Below are 21649 nucleotides of genomic sequence, written 5' to 3' on the forward strand. Positions count from 1 at the left end.
TTCGGCAATACCCAACTACAAGAGATCAAAGGTGATCATCATGTCCACAAAAAACGAAGCCAGCCGGGTGGCCCCCGCTGAGCGAGGCGATACCGACGACCGCACATCGCTTCGCAAGGGGGCGGTCGGGGTACTCGGGATACTCTTCTTCGTCCTCTCTGCTCAAGCCCCGCTCACTGGCATCGCCGGTGCCTTGCCGCTGACGATCCTGCTCGGCAACGGGGCGGGCGCGCCCGGCGCGTACCTGCTCATCGGCATCATCATCGTCATTTTCGCCGTCGGGTTCATCGCCATGTCACGTCGGATCGACGGCAAAGGTGCCTTCTATGCATACGTGTCCGCCGGACTGGGGCGGAAGACGGGCACGGGTTCAGCCTGGCTCGCGGTCGTCGCCTACGCGACTGTCCAGGCGGCGATGTACGGCCTGTACGGAGCGAGCTTCAGCGGTCTCCTCGCCACAATTGGCATCGTCGTGCCCTGGTGGATCCCGGTGATCGTCACCATCGTTCTCGTGCAGGTACTGGGCTCGCTGAACATCGAACTGGGCGCACGGGTCCTTGCCGTGCTGGTCGGCCTGGAGGTGGCGATCCTGCTCGCCTTCGCTGTGGGCACGCTCATCATGGGCGGCGGCCCCGAGGGATCGATCGATGTGGCCTCGAGCTTCTCGCCGGCGGCGGTCATGTCCGGCGCGCCGGGCGTCGCCCTCATGTTCGCCGTCGCCTCCATGTTCGGCTTCGAATCCACGGCGATCTACTCTGGCGAAGCGAAGGATCCTCGCCGCACCGTCGCCCGTGCGACCTACCTCTCGGTCGGCGTTATCGCACTGTTCTTCTCCTTCGTATCGTGGATGTTCATCTCGTTCTACGGTGCGGACGCCGCGGTTGCCGCCGCAGAGGCAGCAGTCGTCTCCGGTGACTCGACCGTGTTCGTCTTCAACGCGCTCGTCGGAATTCTCGGCTCCTGGTCCGGCCCTGTGGCCGGTGTTCTCCTCGTCACCTCTCTTTTCGCGGGCATCCTGGCCTTCCACAATGGGATCAACCGGTACATTCACGCGCTGGCGACCCAGCGCTCTCTGCCTTACGCGCTCGCACGCACGAACCGCCAGAGCGCGCCGCACGCTGCCGCGTGGGTGCAGTCGATCCTGGCAGTGCTGCTGATCATGCCGTTCGCCGTCCTCAGTCTCGATCCTGTGCTCACCCTCTTCTCCTGGTTCAGCGGACTCGCCGTCGCCGCCCTCATCACGCTCTACGTTCTCTGCTCTGTCGCCGTGATCGCCTATTCAGTGAGAAACCCGGGGGGTGGATTGTGGCAGACACGGATCGCGCCCGCTGTTGCAGGCGTGTTGTTGCTCGGTGTTCTGACGCTCGTCGTGACGAACTTCACCTCTCTCATCGGCGGTGAGGTGGCGACCGCCGCCGTCCTGCTCGCGGTGGTGCCGGTCGCGTTCGCGGGCGGGTTCGCCAGCGAGCGCGGCCGCTCAGCCGATGCAACATCGCCCTCATTCGACAAGGAGACATCATGACCACCGCGACCACACTTCTCGACGCCATCACGGTCCCCGAGCGCGACGGGCGAGCAATCCCGGACGCGGCAACCCGTGAGACGATCGGATACGCGCCCGTACACGGGCTGGCCGACCTCGATTCGGCCGTGAGTGCGGCCAGGAAGGCTCAACCGGCCTGGGCTGCTCTCGGCCACCAGGAGCGTAGCCGGATCCTCCATCGAATCGCTGACGACATCGAAGCTCGCGCCGAAGAACTCGCGGTGATCCTCTCCCGCGAACAGGGCAAGCCGTTGGACGGACCCAACGCCAGATTCGAGATCGGCGCCGCAGCCGTCTGGACAAGAAGCGCCGCCGACACCGTTCTCGAACCCGAGGTCGTGTTCGAGAACGACGCGTCCCGCGCGGAGGTGCACTACGACCCGCTCGGCGTGGTCGGAGCGATCGGTCCATGGAACTGGCCGATCATGATCTCGGTCTGGCAAATCGCACCATCGCTGCGGATGGGCAACACCGTGGTCGTGAAGCCCAGCGAGTACACGCCACTGTCGGTGCTCGCTCTCGTCGAGGTGTTTAACGCGAATCTCCCCGAAGGAGTCCTGTCGGTGGTCGTGGGAGACCGCGAGGTCGGTGCCGCGATCGCGAAGCATCCGGGTCTCGACAAGATCATGTTCACGGGCTCGACCGCGACGGGGAGGAAGATCATCGAGTCCTCCGCGCAGAACCTCGCCCGCCTCACGCTGGAACTCGGCGGCAACGATGCGGGCATCGTACTTCCGGGCACCGACGTGTCGAAGATCGCCCAGGACCTCTTCTGGGGCATCTTCATCAACACGGGCCAGACATGCGCGTCGCTCAAGCGACTCTACGTGCACGACTCCGTCTACGAATCGGTCGTCGACACCCTCGCCGGTCTCGCCTCGACGATGCCGATGGGACCGGGACTCGAGGAGGGAAACGTGCTCGGACCTCTGCAGAACGAGAAGCAGTTCGACATCGTGAGCCGCCTCGTGGATGAAGCACGATCCGCCGGCGCGAGGGTCGTCACGGGAGGTGCACCCGCCGAGGAGCTCGGCCCGCTCTTCTACCGGGCCACAGTCGTCGCCGATATCGCGGACGACGCCTCACTCGTCGCCGAAGAGCAGTTCGGCCCGGCGATCCCTGTGCTCCGCTACTCCGATGTCGACGACGCCATCGCGAGGGCGAACAGCTCCACTCAGGGCCTCGGCGCTTCCGTCTGGTCGGACGACATCGACGCGGCCGTGGACGTAGCCGCTCGCCTCCAGGCAGGGACCGTGTGGATCAATCAGCATGGCGCACTCAACCCCCAGGTACCGTTCGGAGGAACCAAGCAGTCCGGGTATGGCCAGGAGTTCGGCGTCGCAGGCCTCAAAGCCGTCGCAGCACCAAAAGTCATCTCACGATAACAACGCAGCCATCCCTCGCCGAGGGCGAGCCAAGTCGCGGCGTGTGAGCGCCGGCGCACGCCACGACTGGGCAGCCGACGGCTCCCTAGAGGCACGTGAGCGATGCACTAGGTAGCAGCTACTCCCTCAAAGCAAGACTCCCCGCCCATCGCACGGACACAACATCAACCGAAAACGATCGTTTTCGGCAGGCGTCCTCTTAGTTCGGTGAAGCTCGCACAGGGCTTCTGGGCACCCGCCTTCTCTGCAGCGAGGTGCATCGTTCCCATGCGCGGCTACTTCGAGTGGACGGGCGACAAGACCCCGAAAACGCCACACTTCCTGCACGGCGACGGACTGCTCTCGGCCGCCGGCCTCACCTGGTCGATGGAACTGCCGAACGGCGAGAAGTCGCGCTGCTTCGTCGTCATCACCCGCGAAGCACGCGACGCCAGCGGCGAGGTGCACGACCGGATGCCCGCGTTCCTGACGCCCGACACCTGGGATGCCTGGCTCACACCGGAGAAGCTCATTGGTGACCGGAAGACGGAGACGTTGGCGATGCTGGAGCACACCTCGAGCGACGTCGCCTCTACGATCCGCGAACACATCGTCGACCGCAAGGTCAGCAATAGCCGCACCGTCGACCCCACTGACCCGACTCTGCTGGAGCCGGTCGCCTGAACGGAGACATCGTGACCGAACCAGAAGAGCAGGCCCGTCTCGCACGTCTCCAGGAGATCCGAGAGGGCATGGAGGAGCTTCGGATCAAAGCTCTCGCGGAGCGCGGAGGTAAGACCTTCACGACCGAAGAGACTCTCGAGTTCATCCGGCGACATGATCTCGTCGACGACACGATCGCGAGCTCGTCCCTTGCTGGGCTGGAGCCGGATCCTGCAGTCCTGGACCGAGTCCAGTCATACGTCGACGGAGACGTGGCAATCGAGGAGCTGATCGAGCAGGCGAAGCGACGCGCAAGCGCGGGGTCATAAGCCTGGGCGTCCCTCGGGTCGCCAGATCTCTCAGGATGCCGCGCCACCGCGTCGGTCCCCCTCGGCCTCGAATCCCGATAGAATATGGCTCTGAAAACATTTCTGAGAGGAGGCGACATGACGAACGCATCAGTTCTCTTGCGCGCCGCTCGAAAGAGCCGCGGCCTCACACAGAAGGATCTCGCCCAACGGACCAACGTCGACCAGGGCCGAGTGTCGCGATTCGAAAGCGGTCGCGAGGCCGAGTTCAGCACCATCGAGCGCTTCCTCAGCGGCACCGGCCACCGACTGTATTCCGCACCCACGCGGCGGGACGACGCGGCGACCATCGCCGCAGCGATCCGTAGGTACCTGCGTGCGGGCGACAAGTACAGTGCTCTTCGCGAGCTCATCCAGTTGAGTGACAACCTCAACTCCGAACACGGCCTTGTGCGCGGGGTCCTCGGCCTCGCCGAGCCGGAGCCGACTGGTGACCGCGTGTGGGATGCGGCCCTTGCAGCGCTCGTGGATCTTCGCCTCAGCGAGGAGGGACTCCCCTCTCCCGCATGGGTTGACGCTCCGAACAGACAGCTCCGGGCGCCTCGAACTCTGGACGTCGATCCTGCGGACCCGATCCCGGCACCCGAGGATGTCCCCGCCGAGTTCCTTGAGCGTGGCGTCCTTGTCTGGCGAGACACTCTGGCGAGCGTCTGATGGGCGACTCGCTTGATCGCGACGACATCATCTCCGGCCTCCGTGACCTCGTCGGTGAACTCCACGCGGCCGGTGAAGTCGCGGGCATACGCCTCGTCGGCGGTGCCGCGCTCGTCATCAGGTACTTCGACCGGCGCGCCACTGGAGACCTCGACTCTCTTCACATTCACCCCGGAAGCGATGACGCCGTCCTCGCCGCAGCCGAGCGTGTGGCGGATCGACGAGGATGGAGCGCCGGCTGGTTCAACTTCGCGGTGGAGAACGCAGACTCGGTGCCCACGTTCGGGCGGCGGCCCGTCGAGTGGGAGACGATCTACGACCGCGACAGCGTGGATGTCTTGGGTGAGGCATTATAGCTGCGGGCGGTCGCGGCCGATCTTCTCGCAGAGGTGGTTCTTCGTGTCGAATAGAAGGTCAATTGCTGCTTGAACCTGTTGATCGTAGACTCCGAGGGGGGCGAGCCGTTTCACTCAGGGTGGAGTCGTCAGCGGACACATCTGGGCTCCGCCTTTAGTTAAAAGGACGCTGCCCCTGCATGACTCGCCAAATCGTGCAGCGTCGGTGTCGCTCCCCGATTGGGCGGGTCCGTTCGCTGACCCGGAATGCCGAGAACAGATTGAAGTCTGCTTTCTAATAGGCGCTCCCGATACAGGGTCACTCATCCTCCATGGAGATATCCGCGCACGCTCGATCTAGTTGAGCGAGTTGGGTGTGGCGCCCCGTCGTGAGTCGGAGATTCCCAGCGCCAGGACTGTCCATGAGACAGGCGGAAGCTCGACGGTCAAGAATCCGTCACTGATCATTGCCGAGCTGTTGGCCTGTGTTGTCACACGTCCTGGATCCTCGAGCGTGTTCGCCGCATAGACATCTGCATCGCTCAGCGTGTGAGCTTCCGCGATGGTCGTCTCGCCGAAAGCCGAGACGTCGACCGAGCACGTGACCGTGTCCGTCTGGCTGCGGTTGACGAGGAAGATGGTGCTTCGCCTCGCGGCAGCATCGTGCGTCGCGGTGATGTCTACGAGTGCGACGTCTCCGTGGCGTTCGGTGAAGTAGGTGGGCGACTCGTACGCGACACGGAGAGCGTACCCCTGGGCGAGACGCGATGTGAGCGAGAAGGGGAAGAACGTCGTCTGCCGCCACGCCGGTCCGCCGGGCTGCGTCATGATGGGGGCGATGACGTTGACGAGTTGCGCCAGCGAGGCGCTGGCGACTCGATCGGAGTGCTTCAGGAGCGTCATCAGAAGGCTCCCCACCACCACCGCATCCGCGACCGAGTACGTGTCCTCGAGGAGGCGCGGTGCGACCGGCCAGTTGTCCAGGCCGGATATCTGTTCCATCGCGTGATATCGCTGGATGTACCAGACGTTCCACTCATCGAACGAGATGTCGATGCGTTTCTTCGATCGGCGCACGGCGCCCACATGGTCTGCGGTTGCGACCACGGTTTCGATGAAGCGATCCATGTCCGCTGCGGAGGCCAGGAAACTGCCGAGGTCTCCGTCGAGTTCCTCGTAATAGGCATGGCAAGAGATGAGATCGATGTCGTCGTAGGTGTGAGAAAGGACGACCCGCTCCCATTCACCGAACGTCGGGATCTGCGCGCTGGAGGATCCGCATACGACGAGGGTGAGGTCGGGATCCAGTTGACGCATACCTTTGGCTGCTTGGGAGGCGAGTCTGCCGTAGTCGTCCGCGCTGCGGTGTCCGAGTTGCCACGGACCATCCATCTCGTTGCCCAGGCACCACGTGCGCACGTTGAACGGTTCGGCGCGGCCGTTGGCGATCCGTTCCTCCGCGAGGCGCGTACCACTGGGGATGTTCGAGTATTCGAGAAGGTCGAGCGCTTCGAGTGGACCTCTGGTACCGAGGTTGACGGCCATCATGAGCTCGCTGCCGACCTTCTCGAGCCAGTCGGAGAACTCATGCAAGCCGATCTCGTTCGTCTCGGTGGCGTGCCAAGCCAGGTTGAGGCGTCGTGGTCGTTCGGTGACGGGTCCGACCGAGTCCTCCCACCTGAATCCGGAGACGAAGTTTCCGCCCGGATAGCGGATCGTCGAAACACCGAGTTCCTTCACCAGATCGATCACGTCGGTCCGGAACCCTTGCTCGTCCGCGGTCTGGTGGGTCGGCTCGAAGATTCCGTCGTAAATGTGTCGTCCGAGGTGCTCGACGAACCCTCCGAAGAGTTCGCGGCGTACGGGACCGACAACAAAGCGGGGATCGACGGTGGCGTGAACGGTGTGCATGGGATCTCCGGGTCTGACGAGGCTGGGCATCACGCGACGTGGAGGCGGGGACTGGCGCCGGAACGCCGTTCCCGCCTCCACGTCGGGCGGTGAGGTGGACGCTGGGCTTCTAACCTTCGTCTTCGATCACGGAGTCGAAGTTCTCCTGGATCTTGACGATGAGCTCATCGATCGTCGTCTGTCCGGTCATCATCTCGACCCGCGACTGACGGAAGAAACTGTTGAACGTCGAGAAGGTCGACCAGTTCGTGGGGTTCTCGTACCACTCGAGCTTCGGGTTCTCCAACAACGCGAAATAGTCTTTGGCACCCGGGATGGACGTGTTGCGTGTGATCTTGTCCACCTCGCTGATGTTGGGCGCGATGGTGCCGGACTTCTCGATGAGGTTTGCCGTGTCGAGAGAGTAGTAGAACTCCAGGAACTCGATGGCGGCCGCATACTGAGCTTCGTCCTGATGCGCCTGCTCGGAGATGGCCCAGCCGGAATCGGTGTCACCCGTCAGTGGATTGCGCAGGACATGAACCGTGCCGTCGTCGGCAGGGATGATGAACATGCCTGCGTTGAACTCGGGGTCGACCGTGTTGATGTCACGCAGACGCCCAAGACCGGATGCGGAGGTGATCATCACCGCCTGGTCGTTCACCAGGAGCGTGGTCAGCTGAGGATCGTCAGTGGACGCCCAACCCTCGAGCGCATAGTTGTCGGTGATGTGCTTCGTCCGCTCCAGAGGCTCACGCAGCTCCTCCATCGTGGCCTCGCCGCTGGCGACCGCATTCCAGAACCCGTCTTCGTACGACGCGTTGATCGGCCCCGCCAATGGCTTGAAGAGCAGGTCTGTCGATCCCGGTTGTGCCGCGGCGATCGCCAACGGCGCGTCGCCGTTGGCTTTGATGTCATCCATCAGTTTGATGAACTCATCGTAAGTCGCGGGTTCTTCGAGGGCATGCTCTTCGAAGTAGTCCTTGTTGTAGACGATGTTGAAGCCGATCTCGCCCATCATCCCGGTGGTCGGGCTGATGTACACATTGCCGTCTTCGGTCGGAGCGAACGCATCGGCGGCGAGGAGGTCGGTGACCTCCTCGGGGATCGGCGCCAGCTTGCCTGCATTGATATAAGTGGCGGTGTCTCGCATGTCGATCACCGCCGGCCAGTTGCCGGTGGCGTCCATGGTGCGAACGGTTGTGGCGTAGTCCGCACCAGGCGGCATGGGGTCCAGCTGAACGACCGTGGAATCCGACTGAGCATTGAACGCGTCGACGACGGCATCGACGGTGTTGTTCCACGTCTCATCGCCCGTGGCGTACATCACACGGATGCTCGTACGCTCTCCCGAACCACCCGAGTCGCCTGAGCCGTCCTGCGGTGCGCAACCGGCGAGTGCTGTCGCACCCAGCCCAATCGCTGCGCCAAGCGCCACAAGACGCGTAAGCCTCTTTCGATCGGTTACGAGGCCGGTGATCACTTTTCCGGTCATGTCATCTCCTTTGAGCATGCGAATCGCTGTAGGCCCGCTCACGACTGACCGGGTACGGATAACGTTATCCGGTCGGGCCCGTCGGCGCAATGCGCGCGATATCCGTTATGCTTTCGTTACTGCCACGGCCGCCGCCGAATCCCCCTCGTGACGGCCTTTCGACTCGTCCACAGCGCGGGCCTGAGGCAGGCGTGTCGATGAGGTCCGCATACCGGCCCGTCGAACGTCCGCTGTCCATCCACGGCCGTCGAGATCTTCGGCACGCACACCCAGAAACATCCCCGTGAATCGCAGCCGCGGCCCGTGGTCGTCAGAGAGCATCCACGCCGGGTATGCCGTCTGAACCTCGCGCACTCGGCCGCCCGTCGCCGGGGAGAACGCGAATCGCAACCACGGCCCGTCGAGTACCGCCCGCAATCTCAGAGACCCTTCGGGCACCGGAACAGGATCTGAGCGCGTTGTGGACGAACCGACCCGCTGAACGACACGGAGATGTCGGCCGTTCTCCCTGTCAAAGGTGACCTGCAACCAGATCCAGCCCGACCGGTCGTACCACGCGACCAGACCTGCCGCCTCGCGCGATGTCGCTGGATCAGCATCCATGACGATCTCGAACTCCGTGTGGTGCTCCTCAACCCGGGTGAGAATCATCGTCTGGTCGAATACCGACGATGTCGAGTGCCCTCCGCGCATCCGGAGCCACCCGGGCCGCGCCGTGAAGTCCAGCATCCGTGGTGCTGCACGCAGTGTCGACCATCGGGTCGAATCCAGGCCGCCGGCATCGAAGGCGTCGACCCACCGCCTCTCCAGAGGCTCCGCGATGAGTCCGTCCGGCCGATCACCCAGCGTCAGTTCGACGCGTGCCCGGTCGCCCCCGCCCACAGGGCGCAGCCATCCATCGTCCTCGAACCGAACGTGCTGCAGGCAGGTCTCTCGACCGAGAGTGCAATAGCGTTCCCCGAGATGGAGCGTGGGCCGGCTGGCAAGATGAACGAGCATCCACTCACCGTCGGGTGTCTCCACGAGTTCGCCGTGTCCGACCTTCTGCAAGGGGTCGCCGGGCGAGTGACGTGCCGTCAGAACGGCTTCTCGAGGGTCGCGTTCGTACGGACCGGTCAGCTCTCGTGATCGGGCCATCGTGATGCCGTGGTTCCAGCCGGTTCCGCCAGCGGCGATCAGCAGGTAGTACCAATCCCCGACCCGGTACAGGTTCGGTCCCTCGACAAGGCCGGCCTCGCAATAGATTCGCGTCGCCTGACCGCTTGTACGGCGCGCGTCGGGCAGATATTGCTCCAGCACCAGTCCTGAGAATGACGGATGCTCGGGCCTCTGATCCCACTGCACTCCAACGATCCAGTGAGTGCCGTCGAGGTCATGGAAGAACGAGAAGTCGAAGCCCCGGGAACCGAGATGCACAGGCTCGCTCCAGGGACCCGCTATCGAATCCGCCGTCACCAGATAGTTGTCGATATCTTTGTCATCGCCGTCCATAGAGCGGACGATCGAGTACGCGAGCCAATATTGCCCCTCGGAGTAGGAAAGGCTCGGCGCCCACACTCCGCCGGAATCCGGGACGCCGCGCAGGTCGAATCCGGCGTCGAGCGCATGGCCGATCGTGCGCCAATGGGCGAGATCTGTGGAATGGTGCAAGCGCACGGCAGGGTGGTACTCGAATGTGCTCGTGGCGATGTAGTAGTCGCGGCCGACCCGCAGTATTGACGGGTCGGGATTGAATCCGCGAAGGACAGGGTTCTGGATCAGGGACATATCTCGCTTATACCGGTGCTTTTGAGGTCAGGCGTTCATGGGATGCGCAAAAGGCGTACCGGCGACGAACCTCTCCACCTCGGCCAACGCCGCGTGGCCAAGGCGCTTCAGCTCGTTCCCCATGGACCCTGCGAGGTGCGGCGTGAGGAAGACGTTGGGCAGCGTGTAAAGCGCGTGCCCCGGCGGCAGCACGTCCGGGTCGGTCACATCGAGAATCGCCCGCAGCCGTCCTGCTTCAAGTTCCGCCACGAGTCCTTGCTGATCGACCAGCGCACCTCGCGCTGTATTGATCAGTGTCGCACCGTCCCGCAATGCCGCCAGCACGGCCACTGAGATCATCCCGACCGTGGAGGGTATCTCCGGCGCATGAATCGAGAGGATGTCGCTGCGCGCGGCGAGTTCGGTGAGGTCATCGACGGCTTCAGCTCCCAGGCGAGCCGCGGCGTCCGCGGATGTGAACGGGTCGTAGAGCAGTACCCTCACGTCGTGGCGGGCGAGTTCTTCGACTACGAGCGACCCAATCGCCGAGGCGCCGACGACCCCCACGGTCGTCCCGTACAGCCCGGTGCGCGGCATCTCCGCTTCGCGGTCGATGAATCGTTGCTCTGCGGTGTATCGGCGAGAAGCCCACAACGCGTCCTTCGCGGCGAGGGTGATCATCGCCATGGTGAACTCCGCTACCGGGACCGCGTTCGCTGCGCGCGCCGAGGAAACGCGCACACCGCGCGCCGAGAATCGTGGATCGATGAACCCGACGCCACCGCCCCAATGCACGATGGCGCGAAGTGAAGTGAGCATGTCGAGGACCTCGTGTCCGAGTTCAGGGACACCCCATCCGGTGATGAGCAGCTCGACGTCGACCGGATTCGAGATGCCGTCGAGAGACATCGAGGCAGCAGCGCAGTCGATGTCGACGAGATCTTCCAGCCGGCGGCATTCGTGCCGCCCGAAGACGAACGGGGTCAGAGCGGGATTCATCAGCAGTGCGGCTCTCATCGTGCGAACTCCTCGATATTCCATGCGTCGCGCCACTCCAGGCGCACGCGGCCGTCACGGATTCGAAGGGGCAGCCACACCCCTGGTGATTCGCTGAGATCATCGCGATTCCAGCGGTCACCGATGTAGACGAATCCTTCACCGACGGGAGCGACGACGCTCACCTGCGATTCGAAGGTGTTCGCGCCGGGCGGGGCGATGGGCCGCCAGTCGTCCCACGGGCCTTCGAGGGAGGGAGCACTCGTCCACATGTTGTCGTTCATGCTCCAACCGGTGAGATCAGAACCGAAGAGGTAGTACCGGTCCTCGTGCATGACGAGCGCCGGCGACTCGTATCCGATCTCGGGATGCGCCTGTTGACGCAGGGTCGACATGATCGCCTGTGCGCTGAGGTAGTCATCGCGCAGACGGTAGATGTGCAGCCCGTTGTCCCGATCTTCCGACAAGAGGTAACCCACGCCGTTCTCCTGGAAAACCCCGATGTCCCGGCTGAGATGGCCGAGGGGGCGTTCGCTTCCGAGATAGTTGTACGGCCCCTCCGGGCGGTCCGCGATCGCGTATCCGACGCGGGCGTCGGAGTAGTCCACAGAATCGATATGTAGGAACATCACCCAACGCCCGTCTGGCCGCTGCAGCACCTTGGGACGCTCCACGATTCGGTCCGCCCCGATGTCGCCGTTGCCTCGGACGAGCGCATCGCCTTCGTACCGCCATCGCGCAAGGTCGGTCGATGAGTAACACGCCACGGCGGTGAATCGATCGCCAGCCGTCTTGTCTTCGCCCCACGCTAACCAGCGGTCGCCGACGCGGAGTAGTCCGATTCCGTGCAATTGCGCGGTTCGCCCCCGGTCATCGATGAACACGCGGCCAGGTGTGATCCCGCCGGGGTCAGCCACGGTGCACTCTCAGCACACGTGCCCCGACGCCCTCGGGCGTCGTGACCGAAAGACCCTCGTCCGTCGGACGGAAGTTCCACGGTTCCCCTTCTGTGGGGAAGAGCACGTCTGCCTGAACGACTCCGGGCAGTGAGATCGACGTGGGCTTCTCGTTACGATCCCAGACGAACACCAGTTCGGCATCGCTCGATCGCAAACCGAGGCCGACGACTTCGGCGTCCCACTCGGGGAAGCCCAACGGCCAGAAAGGCACTGTACCGGTCAGGTCCGCCCGTAGTTCCTTGTGCAGCGCAATCGCCTCGGATATGCGCGCTCGCTGGTCGGGACGCAGGTCGTCGAAGAACCCGGACAGGTACAACCGACCGCTCAACCCTGTCACGAGCGAGAACACGGTCTGCTCATCTGTCATCTCACGCGCCGGGTATGCCCAGTTGCCGCACTGCTCAGGAAGGATGGACGCGGGCGCGGAAGCCGCGATGGGCGGATAGAGCAGGTAGTCCTGCTGATCACTCGTGGATTGCAGGTGCGTCACGGCGAGCAGCGAATAGTCGGCCCGCATGGCTCCAGAGCTGCAATTCTCGATCAGCAGACGGGGGTGACGCACCTGCACTTTCTGAAGCCAGTCGCGGAACGCGCGCGTGTGTGCGAGCAACCCGTCACCCGCGCCCGTGGCGTTGTGCTCCGTGCCGACGCCGGGGTTGATGTTGTAGTCCAGTTTGAGGTATCGGATCCCGAACTCCTCGACGAGATGATCGACGGCTTGGTCGATGTGTGCGCGGGCGGCGGGGTGTCGGAAGTCGAGGTGAAAGCGGCGATCCTCCTGCACGCGCGTGCCGTGGCGCACGAAGAAAGCGGCATCGGGCAGCGATGCTGCGACGGGGCTGTCGATGCCGATGACCTCGGGTTCGAGCCAGAGTCCCGGGATCATGCCGGAGTCGTGGATCTCGTCTATCACCCGCTTCAAACCGCCGTTGGAAAACCGTGATGGGGCCTCTCGCCATTCGCCGACCGTCGACCACCAGTCGCCGATCGTCGGATCGGCGAACCAGCCGGCGTCGATGCAGAAGACCTCGGCGCCGGCGTCGGCGGCCCGGCGGATGAGCGGAAGCAGCTTCTCGGTGGTCGGCTGCCCCATGAGCGTGTTCATGAAGTCGTTGTAGACGACCGGCAGTTCCTGTCGCTGAGCTGCGCCGCGGAGCCACCGCCGGTATCGGGTCAGCTGTGCCATGGCGCCGTCCACGGCGTCAGCGGATACAGCCATGGCGACGGCTACGGAGGTGAAGGTCTCGCCGGGCAGCAGCTCATGAGCGAAGTGATGCTCTAGGTCAGCGGGCCCGAGGAGCGAGAGGACTCCGCCGTCGAGCGTCTGGCTCATATCCACATGCCAGCCTGCGCTGGTTTCGATCTGCCAGGCGAGAGCTTCGCCGTCGGCACGGACGAGATACCCGCAGGGCACATGCTCTCCACTCGACCAGGCTCCGTGGCTTGTCAACGCAGCGTGGCCGCGACCGTCCTGGCCGTGCAGGCCGAGTGAGATGGCGGGCAGCACTTCTCGCATCCGCACCTCGCGCCAGCGATTCTCGGCAAGCCACTCGCTCGCCGCAGTTCCCCACACGACGTGATCGAGATCTTCTGCGGTTGCTCCCACCCCGATGACAGCCGATGTGAGCGCCGTCAACACGACCGGCGTTGGTCCGGCATTTCGGATTTCGTGCTCGATCCGGACAACGCTCACGTCAGAAGGCACTGTGACGGTCGTGCGAACCTCGAGACCGCTTTCCGCATCCAGTTGCAGCACGATGGCCGAGCTGGCGATCGCATCCGTCACGACCTGAGATGACTGCACGCGCAGTCGCTCCCCGACTTCGGACCGCCGATACGCCTGGCTGGTGCGAGCACGCTGCTGAGCTGCGGTGAACACCTCGACCAGTCCGATGCTCTCTCGTCCGACGAACGCCGACGATGGTGCGACGAGCGCCAGTGGTGTGTCGTCGCTCCAGCGCAACTCGAAAGGGCCGACGGCAGCCACCTGCCTGAGCGTGTCATGATCAGTAGTCGTCGTGTCCGGCGCCGGGTCGGATAGTGGACGGATATCAGTCATGGAGTCGTTCTCATCTCGTCGATCACTGGGAGACGCAGAGCGTCATTGCAGATGTGTATGGCCGCGCCCAGCAATGCAGGCAGGAAGAGCGCAACAGGGGCACCGATGAGGGGCAGGGAGGCGATACCTGCTCCCAGGCCGATGAGCAGCAGCCAGCTGAGCGCGATGTGGGGGCGCCTCGCCACTGCCCGCATGGCGAGAGAGAGGGTGCTGATCGCCCCATTCGCCGTTTCGGCCGCAGCAACCACGCAGATGGCGATCACGAGGACCGCGAGGACCGCAGCGGCTCCTGCGATGAAGAGCAGCATCGCGTGCGAATCGTGGAAGAGCGCCAGATCGTAGTTCAGCACCAGGACGATCGCGCTCAAGCCAGCAGCCGCCCATACGAGTGAACGGCATCCGCGGATGAACGCAACCCAGAACACGCGTCCCGCATGAGCATCGACAGGATCGGTGATCAGAACCCGAGTGCTGCACAGGAGCGCGAACGTCGCCGGCAAGAGCGGTAGCAGCGAAGCCGATGCCGCCCATATCGCCAGATGCGTCGGTTGCCAACCGATGGTGATGGTGAACACCGCGGCGGGAGCGAAGCATCCGAGGAATGAGATCGACACGATGAAGTACTGGAAGACCGCCGACATCGTGTGAGCCACTCGACCGTCCATCGCGACGAGCGCGCGGAGACGTCCCGTGCTAGTGGTCATCCTTTCACCGCCCCGATCGACATGCCCTTGATGAAGTACCGCTGGAAGGCCGCGAAGATCGCGACGGCAGGGATGATCGCCAGAATCGCTCCCGTGTAGATCAGCTGCCACTGCGACGTGAGCAGTCCCACCATCCGATTGATCGCGACGTTGATGGTGCCGGCCGAGGATGAATCGAGGAACACAAGAGGGATGAAGAAGTCGTTCCACAATCCGAGTGCCTGGATGATGACGAACGCAGATGTCACGGGGAGCAGCATGGGAAAAACGATCGACCAGAAGGTGCGAAGTCGGCCGGCGCCGTCCATGTTCGCCGCCTCTTCCACCTCGATGGGGATGCCTTTGATGAAACTGCAGTACAGCAGGATTCCGAAGCTCGCCGATCCTCCGAGATGGACGAGGATGACGCTTGTGAGCGTGCTGTACAGCCCGACATCATCGAAGCCCTTGACCAGCGGGATCATGCGTACCTGGAAGGGGATCATGAGACCGGCGATGAAGAGGATGTAGACGAACCTCGACGTGCGTCCCCCGACGCGTTCGATACCGTACGCCGCCATCGGGACGATGGCGACAAGGAGGATCACCGTGACGACGGTGATGATCAGCGTGTTGAGTAAGGCCTCCCCATAGTCGGTCTGCTGGAAGAGCTGCACGTAGTTGTCGATCGTGAACTGGGTGGGAAGGCCCATGGGATCGATGGTGATCTCCGAGTACGAACGGAAGGAATTCAGCAACGCGTACATGACGGGGCTTGCGACGATGATCACGAGAATGGCGAGCACGACCATCACGACGACTTCACCCCGTGTCCATCGCTTCTTTGTGCGAGGGCGAGCGCCGCTCCGCGCCCGCTTTTTCGGGGCGGTCAGCAATTCGGTGTCTGTACTCATGCTTGGATCTCTCTTTTGCGCATGTAGGCGTTCGCGAAGACGGTGCTCGCGATCACCACGAGGAACAGGACGATGGCGGCGGCACTGCCGAAACCGGCGCGGTACTCGCCGAAGCCGACCTTGTAGATGAAGAACGCCATCGTCTCGCTCACGAACCCAGGGCCTCCGGCTGTCAGCACCATGACCTGGTCGAAGATCGTCCAGCCGGCGATCAGGGCGAGGGTCATGTTGACCGTGACCGCGCCGGCGAGCATCGGCCAGGTCACGTGGCGGAACACCTGCCGGCTGTTCGCACCGTCGATACGCGCCGCTTCGAGCAGTTCCTGCGGAACGGACTGCAGGTTCGCCAGGTAGATCAGGGTGGTGTTCCCGCCCAGTGTGAAACAGGTAATGAAGAGAATCACCCACACCACGATCGAGCTGTTGCCGAGCCAGTCCTGGGCCCACTCTGGAAGACCCAGGTCGCGCAGCATCATGTTCACAGCGCCGAAATTGTAGTTGAGCAGATACTTCCAGATGGTGGCGAAGATGAAGCCGCTCACGAGGGCGGGAAGGTAGACGGCCGTTCGGAAGAAGCCCTGCCAGTGTCCGAGTTTGTCGAGCATGAGGGCGACGGCGAGGGAGATAGCGTTGATGAGTACGGCGGATCCGAGCCCGAGGATGAGCGTGTTCTTCGCCGCATTCCAGAATCGCCCGCTGGTCAGAATGTCCTCGTAGTTGCGGGCACCGATGAAGTCGTAGTCCGGGCTGATGCCGTCCCAGTTGGTGAAACTGAGCTGCAACGATTGCAGGGACGGGACGATCACCATCAGCAGGTATATCAGGAGCGCAGGGGCGATGAAGCCGAGCATGGCCCACCGGACGCCTCTGTTTCGTCGTGCGCGTCTGCCTCGACCACTGCGTCTAGGCGCCGGTGCGACGTCGTTCGGCCGTCCGTCCGGAGCCCCATGAAGCGGATTCTCGCCTGTCAGGAGAACGGCGGCACTGACCGTCGGCGTCTGCGCTTGCGACGCGCTCTGATCTGTCATCGCCGCCAGCTCCTCTGCTCGACCGGCAGAACTGCCGGGATGCAGCGGTGAGCTCGCCCATATCTATGAGTTTCGGACATACGATCTCCCTTGATAAACGCCGGTTCCCAGGTCACACGTGAGTGTATAACAGACTGGACAACGTTTGCCAGTCGGTGAGTGCAGACACCGATCTCCGACGCGTGACACCTTAGAGCAGGCGAGCAGGCTCGCCATGCACGATGGGAGTCGCCTCGAGTGATATCAGGACTTTCGTGGGTTCCTCGGCGAGGGCGAGGGCGAGCGCTTCTGCTCCGAACCGCTCCAGTGGCACTTCGACGGTACTGAAGGATTGGAGGACGTCGCCGAGCATGGGCACATGGTCGAAGCCGGTGACTTCCATGTCGCGCGGGACGGTGAGATCGAGTTCGCGCAGACGGGCGATCGCCCCGACTGCCATGGCGTCGCTCATCGCCGTGATTACGTCGAACTCCCCCAGGCGGTCCGCGATCTCGCTGACCGCCTGATAGCCGCCATTGCGCGAGAACTCGGTATGGATGATGTCGCGCTCATCAACATGGATATCGTACTCGGCCAGTCCTTCGACGAACCCCTGTACTCGGTCGCGCGCTGTGATCTCGACCGCGGGGCCGGAGATAACGGCGAAGCGCCTCCGGCCCGCGCGAGCGAGCCCTTCGGCGAGAAGACGCGCGGCGCGATGGTTGTCGACCGTCACGGTCGGGAATCCCAGTTCGTTGTCGCCGATGATGACGATGTGCGCGCCGTGGTCCGCCAGGATCTGCAGTTGTTCACCGACCGCCGCTTCGCGAGCGGGGTCCGTCGTGCGGCTCGTTGCCATGATGATCGCGCGATGCCGCTCGCCGCGCAGCTGAGCAAGGATCTGCAGCTCGCGCTGCGGGTCGTCCTTCGTCGTGCGAACGGCGACCGACATGCCGTGATCCTCCGCGGCGTGCATGACGCCGGCGATCATCGTCGCCGAGCCGAAATCGTCAATGTCGGCGACGATGAAGGCCGCGGTTCGAGCACGTCCGCCCTTGATCGTCTGCGCCGCAGGATTGACGGAGTACCCCAGTGTGAGCGCGGCCTGCTCCACACGCGCGCGCATCTCGGGTGAACCGCTCTTCATTCCCCGGACGCCACCGTTCAATGCCCGAGAGGCGGCGGGCACGGAGACATCAGCCAGACGTGCTACGTCGGCGAGTGTAGGGGGTTTAGCCCGCTCAGTCATCTGTCCTCCCAAGACAACGATATCCACTCTGCGCTCGTGGTGCGCGTCGGTGGACGACGCCAACGGTGCGGTGCCTATTGATTCAACCCCGTACGTGCACTACCGTCGCTCAGGGATAGCGCTATCCACTATCGCGTGGCATTGGCTGCCGGCCCACGCCCTGGACGGAAGGAAGATCAATGAAGATCAAGGACGGACGCGGACGCCCTCGTCGCGCAATCGTGAGCATGGTGCTCGCGGTGGTGCTCGGCGCCGCGGTGATGACTCCGGTGAGCGCCACAGCTGAGACGCGCGCTTCCGCGACGATGGGCTCGCTGCCTCAGATCGTTCGCACTGAGAGTGACAGCGGCTTCGCCCATCCAGGGGTGGGCGTCACCGCCGACAACCTCGAAAACATGCGTGAGCAGGTCGCGGCCGGTGTCGAGCCGTGGGCGAGTTACTACGACGCGATGACGCATACCAAGTACGGTTCGTCGACCTATCGTGCAAGCAATTCCGGATCGGGCCTCGACGAACCGCGCGACGACTCTTACGACGAAGCAGGTATGCGCGGCATGGCGCTCGATGACAGCATCGGCGCGATGACCCAGGCGCTGCAGTATGTGGTGACGGGCGAGGAGGTCTACCGGGCGAACGCCCTCCATGTGATCCGCACGTGGAGCGGTCTCGATCCAGCGAAATACCAGTACTTCGCTGACGCACACATCCATACGGGCGTCCCGTTGTACCAGATGCTCGTCGCCGCAGAGATCATCCGATCGACGACAACGGCCGATGCCTATCTCGACGGATACGACCTTCAATGGACAGAGGCAGACGAACAGCGCCTCGAGGCCAACTTCATCCGACCGAATCTCGAGACCTTCCTCTACTCGCAGAACCGGTTGTGGAACCAGCACCTGTACGGGGTCATCGGCATGGTCGCCGCTGCCATCTACCTCGACGACGCCGACCTGTACGCGCAACGGGTGGAATGGTTCACGGTGAACGCGTCCTACGAGAGCGAGCACACCATCAACGGCGGCGACGTCAACGGATCGCTATCCGCTCTGTACCGGATCATCTCGAAGAACGACCCGCTCAACACCTTCAAAAAGAGCTTCGTGCAGCACATGGAGATGGGGCGAGATCAGGCTCACGCCGAAGGCGACACCGCCATCCTCACGGCGCTCGCACGCATCATCAACAACCAGGGCACCACGCTCGACCCCGTCGACGGCACCGTCTCGACCGCAAGGAACGCCGTCTCGCCCTACGAGTTCCTCGACAATCGAATTCTCGCAGGAGGAGACGTCTTCGCCGCGTTCATGCTGGGTGAAGAAGTCCCCTACATCGACACCTCAGGCGGCTCGGGAAAGCTCTCCCAAGCGTACCGGGGCCGACTCCGCGATCCGCTCGGCGAGCTTTACCTGCAGTACAAGTACGTCGCCGATGTTAACGTCGAGCGGAAGGCACCTCATGTCGCCGAGGTCTACGAACACCGCGACGGCCCCCTCTACTACTACGGCAACAGTGTGGAGAACTTCTGGAACCCGCGAGGATCAGACTTCACCGGCGCAGAGTACTGGGTCGCATTTCCGGCCGAGCTCGCAGCGGACGGCGGAACTGCGCCACCCGCGCAACAGCAAGGACCGGAGCTGTCCCTTTCTCAATTCGGTCACATGATCGGAAAGGGTGCTAAGCAGCAAGTCGACGATGGTGTGAGTTTCGTGCGCCTCAAGGCCAACAAGAAGGATGCTCAGGTGGCCGTGCGACGTACCGTGTGGTCGAACCGTGCCACGACCTCACTCGTCGGCATCCGTGTACGCACGAATGATTCAGCCGTGCTGCAGGCAACTCGCACATCGCGCGACGAGCCGTTCGCAGAGATCAGGGTGCCCGACACTGACGGGGAATGGCGAACCGTCTGGATGGACCTGGACCAGGCCGCGGTATCGGCACCCGTAGGAGACAACATCCTCTTCCTGCGTGCCACGGGCTCGAAGGCGAACGTCGATGTCGCAGGTGTGCTCTCGCAGGCCGGCTCCGTCCTGACCCCGCCGAAGTTCGACGTCGCAAGCCCACTCCACGTCGTCGCAGTGGCGGGCGAGCCATGGACCCGCTCATTCGTCGCGAGCGATTCGGCGGGTGATAATCTACAGCTCGCACTCCAGGACGCACCTAAGGGCGTCACGCTATCCGGCGACATCGTGAGCTGGACCCCTGGAACGAAGAAGAAGGACATCGGTGAATTCAACTTCCTGGTCGTCGCCTCCGACTCCACGACGGACACAGCGCTCTCGGTGACGGTCACCGTCGTGCCGGACCGGGAGGCGGCGATCGACGCGCTGCTGGCGGATGCGGGCGAGCCTCAGACGTTCACGACGTCGAGCTGGGCACCGGTGGAGGAACGGCGCATCGCGGCGACCGACGCGATCCCTACAGCAGATGCCGCCGCTTTCGGGGAGCTGCTCGATCAGTTGCGCGTAGCGGTCAAAGGCCTGGAGTTGCTGAATCCGCAGCTGTCCGATGGCTCCCTCGACTTCTCGGAGGTGACGACATCGCCGACACTGGCGAAACCGATACTGGTCGCGCTCACCGACGGCGACAATCAGACCACCTGGGGAGACCAACGGGTTCCCGAGATCTTGCTCGATTTCGGACCGGCTTACCGCGTCCGGGCTGAGGGCTTCGGATTCCTTGCGCGTGACACGTTCGCTGACCGCACTGCAGGAACCAACGTCTACGGCTCCGACGACGGTTCGAGCTGGACGCTGCTCACGGAGCATCCCACCGTCGGTGACGACGTCGCCATCGAGGACGTGCCGGTACGCGCGCAAGCGCGAGAGGATCGCTTCCGGTTCCTCAAGCTCCAGATGGATGAACCGGGTGCGCCAGGAGAACCCTGGTCGATCGCGGATCTTCGGATCCGTGGGGAGCGCTCCGAGGCCGTGGGCTCGATGTCTTCCGTCAGCCTGGCCTCCCCCGATGGCATCGCCGGCCGCATCCTGCCCAGCGACACAGTCGAGCTGCGGTTCACGGGCGATGCCGGCAATAACAGCATCGCGGCGACGATCCTCGGAGAACCTGCAGAGGTCGTAGTGGAATCGCCCGGCAGTTGGCTCGCACGGCTCGTTGTTCCGGACTCGTCTCAGGTGGGAACAACGATCCCTTTCTCGATCGACTTCGCGACTCCAGACGGACGCCAGGCGGACAGGATCGCGGCGACCACCGATGGCTCAAAGCTGTATCTCTCGAGCGACGTCGGCATCGTCGATGACATCTTCATCGCGGCACCCGTGGTCGGTCCTACCGGACAACCCGACGCAGCGCTGACTTCGAATGCTGCGAAAATGTTCGACGCTTCGGCCGCCACGGCCTCGGACACCCGCGCGATCAACGGAGTATTCGCAATGACCTGGGACCTCGACGACGCGCCGATGTCGCTGACAGCGGCGGAGATCCTCGTCAGACAGGACGGATACGGTACGTCCCGCATCTCGAACATGCGACTGGAGGGATCGAACGATCTGTCGACCTGGACGAGACTCACCCCCGTCGTTCCTCAGGGCACGCTCGACTGGCAACCGTGGGAAGTCACTGATGACACCGGCTACCGATACATCCGCCTCGTCAACGGACAGATCATCAACATCGCCGAACTGAGATTGTTCGGAACAACCGACTAGTCCCGAGTGGAAGATGAAACACAGGGCGGGGGTGAATCAACCAGATTTGCTCCCGC

At 63.5% G+C, this 21649-nt stretch carries 17 protein-coding genes; 7 read left to right on the top strand and 10 right to left on the bottom strand.

The features are described from left to right. Positions 1 to 40: 40 nt before the first annotated feature. The 6 genes from LQZ85_RS03550 (at position 41) to LQZ85_RS03575 (ending at position 4948) form a co-directional block, all read left to right on the top strand. The gene (locus LQZ85_RS03550; RefSeq protein ID WP_230100489.1) at positions 41 to 1522 is read left to right on the top strand and encodes an APC family permease; all 1482 of its coding nucleotides are present in this window, start codon (positions 41 to 43) and stop codon (positions 1520 to 1522) included. Then, entirely contained in the window at positions 1519 to 2928 is a 1410-nt protein-coding gene (locus LQZ85_RS03555) for an aldehyde dehydrogenase family protein (RefSeq protein WP_230100490.1), read from the top strand. The genes LQZ85_RS03550 and LQZ85_RS03555 overlap by 4 nt, the downstream gene beginning before the upstream one ends. Positions 2929 to 3135: 207 nt before the next feature. Continuing rightward, entirely contained in the window at positions 3136 to 3591 is a 456-nt protein-coding gene (locus LQZ85_RS03560) for an SOS response-associated peptidase family protein (RefSeq protein ID WP_290368287.1), read from the top strand. Positions 3592 to 3602: 11 nt separating this feature from the next. After that, a complete protein-coding gene (locus LQZ85_RS03565) occupies positions 3603 to 3899 on the top strand; it encodes an antitoxin VbhA family protein (RefSeq protein ID WP_230100492.1) in 297 nt (98 codons plus the stop codon). Positions 3900 to 4016: 117 nt separating this feature from the next. Beyond that, positions 4017 to 4592, top strand: coding sequence for a helix-turn-helix transcriptional regulator (locus LQZ85_RS03570; RefSeq protein WP_230100493.1), 576 nt, complete (start codon positions 4017 to 4019; stop codon positions 4590 to 4592). Beyond that, positions 4592 to 4948, top strand: coding sequence for a hypothetical protein (locus LQZ85_RS03575; RefSeq protein ID WP_230100494.1), 357 nt, complete (start codon positions 4592 to 4594; stop codon positions 4946 to 4948). Before LQZ85_RS03570 ends, LQZ85_RS03575 begins: the two co-directional genes overlap by 1 nt. A gap of 336 nt (positions 4949 to 5284) precedes the next feature. Here the strand turns inward: LQZ85_RS03575 and LQZ85_RS03580 are convergent, their stop codons facing one another. From LQZ85_RS03580 to LQZ85_RS03625, 10 genes are all read right to left on the bottom strand, one after another. After that, entirely contained in the window at positions 5285 to 6838 is a 1554-nt protein-coding gene (locus LQZ85_RS03580; protein ID WP_230100495.1) for an alpha-N-arabinofuranosidase, read from the bottom strand. Between the two features lie 109 nt (positions 6839 to 6947). After that, the gene (locus tag LQZ85_RS03585) at positions 6948 to 8402 is read right to left on the bottom strand and encodes an ABC transporter substrate-binding protein (RefSeq protein WP_230100496.1); all 1455 of its coding nucleotides are present in this window, start codon (positions 8400 to 8402) and stop codon (positions 6948 to 6950) included. Between the two features lie 15 nt (positions 8403 to 8417). Further along, entirely contained in the window at positions 8418 to 10079 is a 1662-nt protein-coding gene (locus tag LQZ85_RS03590; protein ID WP_230100497.1) for a glycoside hydrolase family 43 protein, read from the bottom strand. 27 nt (positions 10080 to 10106) lie between these two features. After that, the gene (locus LQZ85_RS03595) at positions 10107 to 11099 is read right to left on the bottom strand and encodes a hydroxyacid dehydrogenase (protein WP_355705766.1); all 993 of its coding nucleotides are present in this window, start codon (positions 11097 to 11099) and stop codon (positions 10107 to 10109) included. Further along, a complete protein-coding gene (locus LQZ85_RS03600; RefSeq protein WP_355705768.1) occupies positions 11072 to 11971 on the bottom strand; it encodes a family 43 glycosylhydrolase in 900 nt (299 codons plus the stop codon). The genes LQZ85_RS03595 and LQZ85_RS03600 overlap by 28 nt, the downstream gene beginning before the upstream one ends. Continuing rightward, positions 11964 to 14000: a glycoside hydrolase family 36 protein gene (locus tag LQZ85_RS03605; RefSeq protein ID WP_230100500.1), complete on the bottom strand. Its 2037-nt coding sequence runs from the start codon at positions 13998 to 14000 to the stop codon at positions 11964 to 11966. Before LQZ85_RS03605 ends, LQZ85_RS03600 begins: the two co-directional genes overlap by 8 nt. A 68-nt stretch (positions 14001 to 14068) precedes the next feature. After that, a complete protein-coding gene (locus tag LQZ85_RS03610; RefSeq protein ID WP_230100501.1) occupies positions 14069 to 14776 on the bottom strand; it encodes a hypothetical protein in 708 nt (235 codons plus the stop codon). Next, complete coding sequence (locus LQZ85_RS03615; RefSeq protein ID WP_230100527.1) at positions 14773 to 15567, bottom strand: carbohydrate ABC transporter permease; 795 nt, start codon at positions 15565 to 15567, stop codon at positions 14773 to 14775. Before LQZ85_RS03615 ends, LQZ85_RS03610 begins: the two co-directional genes overlap by 4 nt. 98 nt (positions 15568 to 15665) lie before the next feature. Further along, on the bottom strand, positions 15666 to 16520 hold the full coding sequence (locus tag LQZ85_RS03620; protein WP_230100502.1) for a sugar ABC transporter permease: 855 nt from the start codon (positions 16518 to 16520) through the stop codon (positions 15666 to 15668). A gap of 367 nt (positions 16521 to 16887) precedes the next feature. Continuing rightward, positions 16888 to 17925 carry a LacI family DNA-binding transcriptional regulator gene (locus LQZ85_RS03625; RefSeq protein WP_230100528.1) on the bottom strand — a complete coding sequence of 346 codons (1038 nt, stop codon included), beginning with the start codon at positions 17923 to 17925 and terminating at the stop codon, positions 16888 to 16890. Between the two features lie 179 nt (positions 17926 to 18104). Here LQZ85_RS03625 and LQZ85_RS03630 point away from each other — a divergent pair, with 179 nt between their 5' ends. Continuing rightward, entirely contained in the window at positions 18105 to 21593 is a 3489-nt protein-coding gene (locus tag LQZ85_RS03630) for an alginate lyase family protein (RefSeq protein ID WP_230100503.1), read from the top strand. Positions 21594 to 21649: the final 56 nt, after the last annotated feature.

The organism is Microbacterium sp. Bi98 (assembly GCF_918698045.1).
Classification (GTDB): domain Bacteria; phylum Actinomycetota; class Actinomycetes; order Actinomycetales; family Microbacteriaceae; genus Microbacterium.

Excerpts from the sequence above, each read along its gene's own strand:
- LQZ85_RS03570 (WP_230100493.1), top strand. The coding sequence starts at position 4,017 with ATGACGAACGCATCAGTTCTCTTGCGCGCCGCTCGAAAGAGCCGCGGC.
- LQZ85_RS03625 (WP_230100528.1), bottom strand. The coding sequence starts at position 17,925 with ATGACTGAGCGGGCTAAACCCCCTACACTCGCCGACGTAGCACGTCTG.
- LQZ85_RS03620 (WP_230100502.1), bottom strand. The coding sequence starts at position 16,520 with ATGCTCGGCTTCATCGCCCCTGCGCTCCTGATATACCTGCTGATGGTG.
- LQZ85_RS03575 (WP_230100494.1), top strand. The coding sequence starts at position 4,592 with ATGGGCGACTCGCTTGATCGCGACGACATCATCTCCGGCCTCCGTGAC.
- LQZ85_RS03630 (WP_230100503.1), top strand. The coding sequence starts at position 18,105 with ATGAAGATCAAGGACGGACGCGGACGCCCTCGTCGCGCAATCGTGAGC.
- LQZ85_RS03555 (WP_230100490.1), top strand. The coding sequence starts at position 1,519 with ATGACCACCGCGACCACACTTCTCGACGCCATCACGGTCCCCGAGCGC.
- LQZ85_RS03590 (WP_230100497.1), bottom strand. The coding sequence starts at position 10,079 with ATGTCCCTGATCCAGAACCCTGTCCTTCGCGGATTCAATCCCGACCCG.
- LQZ85_RS03615 (WP_230100527.1), bottom strand. The coding sequence starts at position 15,567 with ATGGTCGTGCTCGCCATTCTCGTGATCATCGTCGCAAGCCCCGTCATG.
- LQZ85_RS03580 (WP_230100495.1), bottom strand. The coding sequence starts at position 6,838 with ATGCACACCGTTCACGCCACCGTCGATCCCCGCTTTGTTGTCGGTCCC.
- LQZ85_RS03550 (WP_230100489.1), top strand. The coding sequence starts at position 41 with ATGTCCACAAAAAACGAAGCCAGCCGGGTGGCCCCCGCTGAGCGAGGC.
- LQZ85_RS03610 (WP_230100501.1), bottom strand. The coding sequence starts at position 14,776 with ATGACCACTAGCACGGGACGTCTCCGCGCGCTCGTCGCGATGGACGGT.
- LQZ85_RS03595 (WP_355705766.1), bottom strand. The coding sequence starts at position 11,099 with ATGGAATATCGAGGAGTTCGCACGATGAGAGCCGCACTGCTGATGAAT.